The sequence below is a fragment of the Pseudomonas sp. CAU 1711 genome (assembly GCF_039888625.1).
Taxonomy (GTDB): domain Bacteria; phylum Pseudomonadota; class Gammaproteobacteria; order Pseudomonadales; family Pseudomonadaceae; genus Aquipseudomonas.
This window is the reverse complement of the sequence record NZ_JBDQQT010000014.1, coordinates 122065-133300: the sequence shown is the minus strand read 5'-3', so window position 1 is coordinate 133300 and position 11236 is coordinate 122065. Positions and strand designations below refer to the sequence as shown.

11 protein-coding genes are annotated in these 11236 nt (G+C 67.8%); 7 read left to right on the top strand and 4 right to left on the bottom strand.

Annotated elements, in window-relative coordinates:
- Positions 1 to 241: 241 nt before the first annotated feature.
- The 3 genes from AAFN46_RS16570 to AAFN46_RS16560 all read right to left on the bottom strand — a co-directional run bounded on the left by AAFN46_RS16570 (position 242) and on the right by AAFN46_RS16560 (position 3053).
- Positions 242 to 1000 (bottom strand): transporter substrate-binding domain-containing protein, encoded by a 759-nt coding sequence (locus AAFN46_RS16570; RefSeq protein ID WP_347809799.1) that lies wholly within the window; start codon positions 998 to 1000, stop codon positions 242 to 244.
- A 224-nt stretch (positions 1001 to 1224) separates the two neighbouring features.
- Entirely contained in the window at positions 1225 to 1974 is a 750-nt protein-coding gene (locus tag AAFN46_RS16565) for a LytTR family DNA-binding domain-containing protein (RefSeq protein ID WP_347809798.1), read from the bottom strand.
- The gene (locus AAFN46_RS16560; protein WP_347809797.1) at positions 1971 to 3053 is read right to left on the bottom strand and encodes a sensor histidine kinase; all 1083 of its coding nucleotides are present in this window, start codon (positions 3051 to 3053) and stop codon (positions 1971 to 1973) included. The genes AAFN46_RS16565 and AAFN46_RS16560 overlap by 4 nt, the downstream gene beginning before the upstream one ends.
- 209 nt (positions 3054 to 3262) lie before the next feature.
- Between AAFN46_RS16560 and argH the strand changes: the two genes are divergently transcribed.
- The 3 genes from argH (at position 3263) to AAFN46_RS16545 (ending at position 6046) form a co-directional block, all read left to right on the top strand.
- On the top strand, positions 3263 to 4657 hold the full coding sequence (argH, locus tag AAFN46_RS16555) for an argininosuccinate lyase (RefSeq protein WP_347809796.1): 1395 nt from the start codon (positions 3263 to 3265) through the stop codon (positions 4655 to 4657).
- Positions 4658 to 4799: 142 nt separating this feature from the next.
- Complete coding sequence (locus AAFN46_RS16550; protein ID WP_347809795.1) at positions 4800 to 5279, top strand: GNAT family N-acetyltransferase; 480 nt, start codon at positions 4800 to 4802, stop codon at positions 5277 to 5279.
- Between the two features lie 14 nt (positions 5280 to 5293).
- Positions 5294 to 6046, top strand: coding sequence for an endo alpha-1,4 polygalactosaminidase (locus AAFN46_RS16545; protein WP_347809794.1), 753 nt, complete (start codon positions 5294 to 5296; stop codon positions 6044 to 6046).
- Between the two features lie 3 nt (positions 6047 to 6049).
- On the opposite strand, the gene AAFN46_RS16540 is transcribed toward AAFN46_RS16545, so the two are convergent.
- Positions 6050 to 6709, bottom strand: a complete 660-nt coding sequence (locus AAFN46_RS16540; protein WP_347809793.1) for a glutathione S-transferase — start codon at positions 6707 to 6709, stop codon at positions 6050 to 6052.
- Positions 6710 to 6839: 130 nt separating this feature from the next.
- Between AAFN46_RS16540 and AAFN46_RS16535 the strand changes: the two genes are divergently transcribed.
- The 4 genes from AAFN46_RS16535 to AAFN46_RS16520 all read left to right on the top strand — a co-directional run bounded on the left by AAFN46_RS16535 (position 6840) and on the right by AAFN46_RS16520 (position 11225).
- Entirely contained in the window at positions 6840 to 7115 is a 276-nt protein-coding gene (locus AAFN46_RS16535) for a hypothetical protein (protein ID WP_347809792.1), read from the top strand.
- 44 nt (positions 7116 to 7159) lie between these two features.
- Positions 7160 to 7942, top strand: coding sequence for a transporter substrate-binding domain-containing protein (locus tag AAFN46_RS16530; protein ID WP_347809791.1), 783 nt, complete (start codon positions 7160 to 7162; stop codon positions 7940 to 7942).
- Between the two features lie 34 nt (positions 7943 to 7976).
- A complete protein-coding gene (locus AAFN46_RS16525) occupies positions 7977 to 8219 on the top strand; it encodes a TIGR02647 family protein (protein WP_347809790.1) in 243 nt (80 codons plus the stop codon).
- 144 nt (positions 8220 to 8363) lie between these two features.
- Positions 8364 to 11225 carry a class I adenylate cyclase gene (locus AAFN46_RS16520; protein WP_347809789.1) on the top strand — a complete coding sequence of 954 codons (2862 nt, stop codon included), beginning with the start codon at positions 8364 to 8366 and terminating at the stop codon, positions 11223 to 11225.
- Positions 11226 to 11236 lie beyond the last annotated feature (11 nt).

The window sequence follows — 11236 nt, the reverse complement described above, 5'->3', positions numbered from 1 at the left end:
TTGCGGCGGCCAGAAACACCGAAATGAGCGAGCCATCTGGTCGATTTTGACCCACTGGCCGCTTTCAAAATTGGCGAAGGCCGAAGTCAGCCAGAAAAACCGCTCTACTTCAGACCTTCCCTAATCGCCGAACGGTTGGTTGGGCAAGGCGAACGATGCGATTTCGTGCTTGCAGCGGTCAGGCAACAGCATGATGGCGATGCGGATGTCGCGGTCTGCCGGGGAACGGCGCGGCGGGCGGCTACTTGTACTGGTTGATGATGTCCAGGTAGCGCCGCTGCCCCTTCAGGCGATCCAGACCGACCTGCAGCTGACGCAGGTGTTCGGCGTCCACATCGCGACTGAAGGCGTAGTACATCTCGCCATCCTTCAGCACATGGACCGTCTCGTAGTCGGCGCTGTTCAGGCTCAGGCGCTTGATGAACCAGAGCGCGGTGGTCTCGTCGTAGGCCCACAGGTCGATGCGGTCCTTGCTCAGCATGTTGGCGATCGACACGGCATTGGCCGACAGGCGCAGGTCCTGGTCGGCGATACCCAGGTCGCGCACCAGCAGATGGCCGATGTCGTCGCGGATCGCGCCGATCTTGTAAGCGGCGAGGTCGGCGGGCGCATTCACCTTGAGCCCCCGCGCCTTGCGCGCGATCAGCGCGACGCGCGTGCCGATGATCGGCCCGACCCACTGGAACAGCGGTTCGCGTGCCTGCGAGCGGGTCATGGAGAACAGCAGGACGCCCGGCCCCTTCTGTGCCAGCTGGTAACCCCGCGCCCAGGGCAGCGAGCGAATGTCCTTGCGCTCCAGCGGCAGCCCGGCGGCCTCGGCGGCCTCCAGCAGCACGTCCACGGCGATGCCGCGGGCGATGCCGCTCTCGCTGTAGTTGTAGGGCGGGAATTCCTCGGTGTAGATCTGCAGCGCCTGCCAGCCGTTCTCGGCCGTGGCGGGGCGCAGGAACATAGCGCCGAGCAGAAAGAGGATCAGGAACTGGAGAAAGCGACGAGCCATTTCGTCACCCCCTACTTCATGGACAGGCCGCACCAGGGCGTCTTCGACTGAACCTAGTCCAGCCCTGGATGGGTGTCGACCTGCGACGGCGCGGTGCATGGTTCAAGAGGAGATAGGGCGATAGCCAAAAATGCTAAGGCAAGACAGACGCCACGGCGGTCCTCGGGGTGAGGCCAATCGATAAACTGGAGTCGGGCCGCACGCCTGGTCGCGCCGGAGCCGGGCTACAGGCTGTGCATCAGCTTGCGCACCCCGGCCACATGACGCCGGCTGACGGTCAGGGCGTCGGCGCCGAGGCCCTTGAGGTAGAGCTGGAAGTGCCCCAGCGGCGTGCGCTGCAGGCGCTCGATGCGCTCGCGGGCAACCAGGGCGTTGCGGTGGATGCGCACGAAGCGCTCGCCGAACTCGTCCTCCAGCGCCTTCAGCGGCTCGTCGAGCAGCACCTCGCCGCCCTCGTGGCGCAGGGTCACGTACTTGTGGTCGGCGATGAAGAAGATCACCTGCTCCAGCGGGATCAGCTCGATGCCCTTGCGGGTGCGCGCGCTGATATGGCTGCGCGGGCCGGCACCGTTGCCGCCGGCGGCCGGGCGGGTGAGCGCGGCGAGCTGCACGCGGTTGGGTCGCTCGGCCTTCTTCAGCGCGGCGGCCAGGGCCTCGGCGCGCACCGGCTTGACCAGATAGCCGACGGCGCTGACGTCGAAGGCCTCCAGGGCGAATTCGTCGTGGGCGGTGCAGAAGATCACCGCCGGCGGCGCCTCGCGCTCGCACAGCTTGGCCGCCACCTGCAGGCCATCGAGACCGGGCATGCGGATGTCCAGCAGGACTACATCGGGTCGCAGGCTGTCGATCAGCGTCAGGGCTTCTTCGCCATTGCTGGCCGAGGGCTCGAGGACACGATAACCCTCGAGTTCGCCGACCATGCGGATCAGGCGCTCGCGGGCAAGGGGTTCGTCATCGACGATCAGCACATTCATATTGCTCGGGCTTCCTGCATGAGTCTCGAACAAGGATAGCGTAGACAGGTGAAGTGGCGTCCGTCACGGCGGTCCACACTGAGACTCGCCGCCGGCCCGAACAGTGCCGCCAGGCGCGCATCGATATTCACCAGGGCCTGGTGGGTACCGCGCGACTCCTGACGCTCGCCGTTCTCTTGGTAGGGGTTGCTCACGCTGAGCTGGAACACCCCGTCCCGGTAGTCCGCCTCGACCCGCACCAGGCCGCCCTCGATGCGCGGCTGGATGCCGTAGATCAGGGCATTCTCCAGCAGCGGCTGCAAGGTCAGCTGGGGAATCGGCAGATCCGCCGGCACATTCTCCACCTGCCATTCCAACTGTAGTCGCTCGCCGAGCCGGTAGTGTTCGATCGACAGGTAGCGCCTGGCCAGTTCCAGCTCGTCGCGCCAGGGCACCAGGGTGCCGGGAGTGGCCAGGCTGGCGCGGAACAGGTCGGAGAGATCGAGCACCGCCTGCTCGGCCTTGTGCGGGTCGAGCGCCACCAGGCTGGCGATGCTGTTCAGGCTGTTGAACAGGAAGTGCGGGCGGATGCGCGCCTGCAACGACTCGATGCGCGCCTTCAGCTCGGCCTGCTGCTGCCTGCGCCACTGACTCTGCAGGTAGAAGTAGCGCAGCATCAGGCCGGACATGATCAGGCCGATCAGCGCATGGCGCAGGTACAGATTGACCTCGCCGTCGCGCGGCAGCGCGCCGCCCAGCTCGAAATAATCCGCCACCGCCGTGCAGGCCAGGGTCAGGGCCACCACCAGGGCGCAGCAAAGGCTGCCGGCCAGCGCCGCGCGCAGGCGCGCCAGCAACGGGCGCAGGCGGCACAGCAGGGCGGCGGAGAGCAGCACTATCCATTGCACGAACAGTGAGGTCAGCGCCAGGCGCACCCAGTTGAAGCCCGGCAGCATCGGCTCGGCCAGCACCAGCACCAGCACCAGCAGCTCGGCCAGCAGCACCAGGCCGAGCAGGGCCTCGGGCTCGCACAGTTCGGGCAGGAAGAAATCGTCGTCGGGGGCCAGGGTACGGCCCTGGTTGAACCAGTTGATTTTCATCCGCGCAGTTTCCTCGTGTGGCCCCCAGGGCGGCAAGCCAGAGCGCTCCGGCCGGGCCAAAAGAGGGCCCCAAATGCCGCTGGCCGTTGAAAACTGTGACGGCCCCTGCAGATCGACGCGGCCTCGGTTTTCCCGGCAAGGCTGTTATTATCGGCACACTTTGTCCGTTTCGCAGGCGCCGCCGCGCCTGCCCTGCCGCGAGTCCAGCCATGAGCAGCGAAAAAACCAACCAGTCCTGGGGCGGTCGCTTCAGCGAGCCCGTCGACGCCTTCGTCGCCCGCTTCACCGCCTCGGTCGATTTCGACAAGCGCCTGTATCGCCACGACATCATGGGTTCCATCGCCCACGCCACCATGCTGGCCAAGGTCGGCGTGCTCAGCGACGGCGAGCGCGACAGCATCATCGACGGGCTGCAGACCATCCAGGGCGAGATCGAGGCCGGCCAGTTCGACTGGCGCGTCGACCTGGAAGACGTGCATATGAATATCGAGGCGCGCCTGACCGATCGTATCGGCGTGACCGGCAAGAAGCTGCACACCGGCCGCTCGCGCAACGACCAGGTGGCCACCGACATCCGCCTGTGGCTGCGCGACGAGATCGACATCATCCTCGCCGAGATCACCCGCCTGCAGCAGGGCCTGCTCGGCCTGGCGGAAGCCGAGGCCGACACCATCATGCCCGGCTTCACCCATCTGCAGACCGCCCAGCCGGTGACCTTCGGCCACCACCTGCTGGCCTGGTTCGAGATGCTTTCGCGCGACTACGAGCGCCTGGTCGACTGCCGCAAGCGGGTCAACCGCATGCCGCTCGGCAGCGCCGCGCTGGCCGGCACCACCTACCCGATCCAGCGCGAGATCACCTGTGAGCTGCTGGGCTTCGAGGCGGTCTCCGGCAACTCGCTGGACGGCGTCTCGGACCGCGACTTCGCCATCGAATTCTGCGCCGCCGCCTCCCTGGCGATGATGCACCTGTCGCGCTTCTCCGAGGAGCTGGTGCTGTGGACCAGCGCCCAGTTCCAGTTCATCGACCTGCCGGACCGCTTCTGCACCGGCAGCTCGATCATGCCGCAGAAGAAGAACCCGGACGTGCCGGAGCTGGTGCGCGGCAAGAGCGGCCGGGTGTTCGGCGCCCTGACCGGCCTGCTGACCCTGATGAAGGGCCAGCCGCTGGCCTACAACAAGGACAACCAGGAGGACAAGGAGCCGCTGTTCGACGCCGCCGACACCCTGCGCGACAGCCTGCGCGCCTTCGCCGATATGGTCCCGGCGATCAAGCCGAAGAAGGACATCATGCGCGAGGCGGCCCTGCGCGGCTTCTCGACGGCAACGGATTTGGCCGACTATCTGGTGCGCAAGGGCCTGCCCTTCCGCGACTGCCACGAGATCGTCGGCCATGCGGTGAAATACGGCGTGCAGAGTGGCAAGGATCTGGCCGAGATGAGCCTGGACGAGCTGCGCCAGTTCAGCGGCGAGATCACTGACGACGTGTTCGCCGTGCTGACCCTGGAAGGCTCGGTGGGCGCCCGCGACCATATCGGCGGCACCGCGCCCAACCAGGTGCGCGCGGCCGTGGCGCGCGGCAAGGAACTGCTGGCCAGCCGCTGACGAGAGCGCCCACCCTCTTCCACAGGGAGAGGGAGTTGCCCCGAGCCAACATCTGTCCTCGTGGCCCACTCCGACCTGTCCCCTCTCCCTCCGGGAGAGGGCTAGGGTGAGGGAAAGCGGCCCCCAAGCAAGGAATGCCCCAATGACCCTGAATATCCGCACCGCCACGGCCGACGACGCCGAACTGATCCTGCGCTTCATCCGCGATCTGGCCATCTTCGACAATGCCGAGCATGAGGTGAAAACCGATGCGGCCGGTCTGCGCGACAACCTGTTCGGCGAAGGATCGACCACCTACGCCCTGATCTGCGAGAAGGACGGCGTGCCGATCGGCTACGCCGTCTACTTCTTCAGCTTCTCCACCTGGCTGGGCAAGCACGGCCTGTATCTGGACGACCTCTACGTGAGCCCCGAACATCGCGGCTGTGGCGCGGGCAAGGCGCTGCTGCAGCACCTGGCGCGCCTGGCCGTCAGCCGCGATTGTGGCCGCTTCGAATGGCTGGTGCTGGACTGGAACAAGCCGGCGATGGACTTCTACCAGTCCTTCGGCGCACGCCCGCTGGACGACTGCATACCCTACCGCCTGACCGGCCAGGCCCTGCTGGATTTCGCCGCCGCCTGACCCTGGAGATCACCATGCGCCTGTTCGCCACGCTCGCCCCCCTGCTGCTCGCCGTCCAGGCCTGGGCCACGCCGTTGGCCATACCGGCCAATGCCAGCTGGCACATGCAGCTGGACGGCACACTGCGCACGCCCAACCGCCTGGTCTACGACATCGACCTGTACGACACCTCGCGGCAGAGCATCACCAGCCTCAAGGGCCAGGGCCGCATCGTCATCTGCTACTTCAGCGCCGGCACCTGGGAGGACTGGCGCCCGGACGCCAAGCTCTTCCCCAAGGCGGCCATCGGCAAGGCCCTGCCCGAATGGCCGGGCGAGTACTGGCTGGACATCCGCCGCGGCGACGTGCGCAAGCTGCTGGCCAAACGCCTGGACCTGGCCCGCAGCAAGGGCTGCGACGGCGTCGACGCGGACAACGTGGACGGCTACGGCAACGACAACGGTCTCAAGCTGACCCGCACCCAACAGATCGACTTCAACCGCTGGCTGGCCGCCGAGGCGCACAAACGCAACCTCAGCGCCGGCCTGAAGAACGCCGTCGAGCTGCTGCCGCAGCTGGCCACGCATTTCGACTTCGCGGTCAACGAGAGCTGCTACCAGTACCAGGAATGCGCCGGCTATGCAGCCATGCGCGCTCAGGGCAAGCCGATCTTCATCGCCGACTACCGAGGCTACAGCACCAGGCTGTGCGAGCAGGCCAAGGCCTCGGGCTTTCGCCTGCAGTTCTTCCAGCTGGATCTCAAGGGCGTCGGCAAGCCCTGCCCCTGAGCCTCAGGCCTTGCTGCGCAGATGCGCCATGAACTCGGCCATGCCGGCCTCCTTCTGCGCGGCGATCATCTGCACATGCGGGTTCTGCTGTAGCCGTTCGAGCAACGCGCGGGCGGCGGGGAAGCCTTCCAGCAGGTCGAGACCGAACAGCCGCTGCGCCACCACCTCGGCCAGGTCGAGGCTGTAGAGGAAGTACAGATCGGCCAGGCCGAACCGCTCGCCCGCCACATAGGGGGCGAAGCGGCCGTGGCGCTTGAGCGTGGCGATACCGGCCATCAGCTCGCCGCGCGCCTTGTCCTTGATCGCCGCATCCACCGGCATGCGGAAGAAGGCTTCGGCATAGCAGCTGCGCGCCGGCAGCTCGATGTACAGCTCTATCTCGCGCATCAGCGCGCGCACCTGGGCGCGGGCGAAAGGTTCTGCCGGCAACAGCGGGCGGCCCTGGCCGAGATCCTCGAGGTAGTCGAGGATGGCGCCGGTCTCGCTGAGGTAGCCGTGCTCGGTCTGCAGCACCGGCACCTTGCCGCGCGGGCTGATGGCGAGAAACTCCTCGCTCTGGCTGCCGTAGACCTCGACGGTCTCGAACGCCAGGCCCTTCTCCAACAGGGCCAGGTGCACCATGTTGTAATAGTTGCTGACGGCGAATCCGTGGAGTCTGAGCATGGCGACGTACCGGGCAGGGAAAACCCAGTTATAGCCGGGCGCCGCGACCAGGAAAGCTCCATCGAGGGGCTGAATGGCCCCACCGCCGCCACAGCATGGCAAACTGCGGGCCCGCCACCGAGGAAACAGCATGAGCGCGCATGACGAGCACGACGACGAGGCCTTCGCCGAGCAGACCCTGATCCAGGCCATCGAGAACCAGCTGGAGGCGGACAGCCCGCCGGCGGCCAAGGCCGTGTACAACAAGCTGAGCCTGGTCGGCTACGAGCGCGAGGAGATCCTGCAGCTGATGGCCCTGGTGCTGGCCCACGAGATCGACGCCATGCTGCGCGACGATCGGCCCTTCGACGGCGCCTGGTACGAGCAGGCCCTGCGCGCGCTGCCGGAGCTGCCGGAGGAAAACTGACGAGTGCGCCGCCCCGGCCCAGGGGCTCTGTTATGGTGGCAGGCATGGCCATGCTAGCAGCCTCGTATCGCCGGCTCGTAGGGCACCTGTGCGCCGCCTTCGCCCTAAGCCTGCTGAGCCCCCTGTGCGGCGCCCTGACGATAGGCGCCGAGGACGACTGGTACCCCTTCACCGCGTACCGCGGCGGGCGTGTGGTCGGCATGTCGGTGGACATCGTCCGCGCCGCCTTCGAGACCGCCGGCACCTCCTTCGAACTGCGCCCCTACCCCTATGCCCGCTGCATGGAGCTGACCCGCCTCGGCAAGCTGCCTGCCTGCTTCAACACCTCGCCGGGCCCACGCGCCACCCGCGACTACCTGCTGCCGAGCGAGCCGCTGTTCCGCGGCTGGGTCGAGCTATGGAGCCGCCGCGACGAGGCCGCGCCGATCCGCAGCCTGGAGCAGATCGCCGGGAGCAAGGTGGCGGTGACCAGCGGCTACGACTATGGCCCCGCGTTCGAGAGCTTCGCGCCACTCAAGCGCGTGCCGGTCAGGCGCCAGCTCAACGGCTTCCGCATGCTGCAACACGGCCGGGTGGACTTCATGGTGGCCTATCGCGGCACCGCCCGCGCCCTGTTCGACGACCACCCGGAGCTGCACGACCAGTTCGCCGTGGTCGCCACCCTGCACCGCCCGCAGCTGTTCATCAGCTTCTCGCGCCAGCACCCGGATGCCCCCGAGCTGCTGCGTCGCTTCGACCAGGGCATGCGCGCCATCCGCGCCAACGGCCGCTATCAGCAGATCCTCGATATCTGGCAACACGGACGCGAGGGGGCCTGGCTACACTGAGGCGAGCCACCCTACAAGAACAAACGGAGCCCCCATGGCCTATACCCCCGAGATGATCGCCGAGCTGGAAATCCTCGCCCTGTACAACCTGGACAACCACCAGGAGGGGCTCAAGGTGCACAACAACGCCTCGCCCCGTGCCCAGGCCGCCATCGGCCGGCTGCACGACAAGGGGCTGGTGACCCAGGCCGACGGCGGCTACCTGACCAGCCTGGGCCTGGACGCCGCCGAGCATGCCCAGGCGCTGCTGACCATCCTGCGCACGCAACCGGCCTGAGAGCCTGCTCAAAGGCTGCCGTGCGTCGTTAACAACAGGCTCTGAACCCTACACCCGGGGCTCGCACCGCCGATACAGTGCCAGGAGCTGCCAGCCGCCGAGCGCCGCTGGTAGTCTTGGCCCAACCCCGGCTTCGAGCAGTACATGACGCGCACCCTGGAGATCCGCCCCGACATCCGCGAAGGCATCGACCGCAAGGTCCTCGCCCAGCTGCGCGCGCGCTTTCTCAAGGTCAACGCCGGGCGCCTGGAGCGCGCGCGCCAGGGCCTGTCCAGCCGCCAACAGCTGGTGCTCAAGCTGTTGCCACTGCTGTTCCACGTCAATCATCCGCTGCTGCCGGGCTATGTCTCGGCCGCCACCCCGGCCGGGCTGTCCGGCTACGAGCCGGACGAGGCCACCCTGGCCGAGGCCCAGCGCCTGACCCGCTCCTTCTCCTACAAGCCTCGCCGCGGCGGTCTCGGCGGCAAGCCCGCGACGCCGATCTTCGGCCTGTACCTGATGGGCAGTCTGGGCACGGTGGCGCAGGCCGAACAGAGCGACATGGATCTGTGGGTCTGCCACGACCCCCTGCTGCCCGACGGCGCCATCGCCGAATTGCAGCGCAAGTGCGCCCTGCTGGAGGCCTGGGCCGCCACCCAGGGCGCCGAGGTGCACTGCTTCCTGATCGACCCGGCGCGCTACACCGTCGGCGATCGCGACGCCCAGCTGACCTCCGACGACTGCGGCACCACTCAGCACTATCTGCTGCTCGACGAGTTCTACCGCACCGCCATCTGGCTCGGCGGGCGCACCCCGCTGTGGTGGCTGGTGCCGGTGTACGAGGAGGCCAACTACCGCGCCTACACCCATACCCTGCTGAGCAAGCGCTTCGTCCGCGCCGAGGAGGTACTCGACCTCGGCCACCTGGCGCATATTCCGCCCGGCGAGTTCATCGGCGCCGGCATGTGGCAGCTGTTCAAGGGCATCGACTCGCCCTACAAGTCGGTGCTCAAGCTGCTGCTCACCGAGGTCTACGCCAGCGAGCACCCGCGCGTGGAGTGCCTCAGCCTGCGCTTCAAGCGCGCGGTGTACGAGGGCCGCCTGGAGCTGGACGAGCTGGACCCCTACATAGTGGTGTACCGCCGCCTGGAGGAATACCTCACCGAGCGTGGCGAGCTGGAACGCCTCGAACTGATCCGCCGCTGCCTGTACCTGAAGATCGGCAAGAAGCTCAGCGTGCCGCCGCGCCAGCACGCCAAGAGCTGGCAGCGCCTGCTGTTCGAGCGCCTGACCGGCGAGTGGCGCTGGAGCCCGCGCGAGCTGGCCATGCTCGACAGCCGCAGCCAGTGGAAGGTGCGCCAGGTCAGCGCCGAGCGCCGCGCCCTGGTCAACGAGCTGACCTACAGCTATCGCTTCCTGTCGCAGTTCGCCCGCAGCGAGCGGGCCGCCATCCCGCTCAACAACCGCGACCTCGGCGTGCTCGGCCGACGCCTGTACGCCGCCTTCGAGCGCAAGGCCGGCAAGATCGAGTTCATCAACCCCGGCATCGCCCCGGACCTGGCCGAGGACACCCTGACCCTGGTCCAGGCACCCAGCCAGGACGGCAGCGGCGAGAACCTGTGGGCGCTCTACCCGGGCAGCCTGAACGGCCAGGAATGGCCGGACTTCGCCCCGCTCAAGCGCGCGCGCCAGCTGGTCGAGCTGCTCGCCTGGAGCCAGCGCAACGGCGTGATCGACGCCAGCACGCGGCTGTCGCTGCACCCGGGCGACAGCGACCTGAGCGAGCACGAACTGTCCAGCCTGCTGGCCAGCCTGCAGCAGGCCATCCCCCTGCCGCTGCCGCCGGTGGCCGAGGATGCCCTGCTGCACGCCGCCGAACCGGCCGAGGTGCTGCTGCTGATCAATGTCGGCATCGACCCGCTCAAGGCCCATAGCCAGCTCAACGTCCACCTGACCAGCGAGCGCACCGACTCGCTGGGCTACTCCGGGGTACGCGAGAACCTGGTGCTGACCCTCGACCAGGTGACCCTGAACAGCTGGAACGAACTGATGGTCAGCCGTTACGACGGCCCCAACGCCCTGCTCGACTGCCTGCGCGACCACCTCAACGCCCTGCCGGCCAATGGCCGCCGGCCGCGCCTGCAGGTGCGCTGCTTCTGCCGCAACCGCGCCCAGGCCATCGCCCAGCGCGTCGAGCAGCTGTTCCACGGTACCCTGGCCAGCCTGGCCGGCGTCCCCGGCAGCCGCTACCTGCTGCAGATCCAGCAGCACTACCACGTGCTGGAGCTGCAGCCGGGCCAGGTCAGCCACGCCGCCCTAGCCGACCTGCCCAGCCTGATCGAGCACCTGGGCGCGGAGCAGCCGGCCTACAGCCCGCTGTATCTGGACCGCTTCGCCCTGGAGGACGAGGACCTGGCGCTGATCCTGCCGCAGGGCCGTCCCGAGTGCATCCAGGTGTTCTACCGTATCGACGGTGCCCAGGCCGAGCTAACCCTGCTCGACGAGCACAACGCACTGTGGCGCCAGCGCCTGCCGTTCCGCGACGAGCAGAGCCTGCTCACCCCGCTGCAGCGCTTCCTGCAGTCCGTGCTGTACCGGCGCAACGCCCTGCTGCCGCTGGACAGCCCACGGCCGCCGGCCAACCTCGACCTGCTCTACTACGAGGTACTGCCGGCGCCGCCGCAGCGCGCCAGGCAGCTGGAGCGCCGCGCCGCGCCGCAGGCGCCGGTGGCGCACTCCTTCTACGACGTGCAGGCCATAGTCGAGCCTGCCGAGCATGGCCGGGTCCAGGTCACCCTGTACTGCAACCACCGCGAGTTTTCCGAGCTGGAATACGGCGCCGGGCTGTTCGCCGCCGTGGCCCGGCATATCCTCGCCCAGCGGCGCGGCGCCGAGCGCTACCCCTGCTACCTCACCGACCTGGACCTGTCGCGCGTTCTCGGCGAGGGCCAGGCGCAGACCATCCACTACCTGCGCTACAAGGCCGAGCTGGAGGCGGCGCTGAACGCCGCCCTGCAGAGCGCCTGAACCAAGGACAG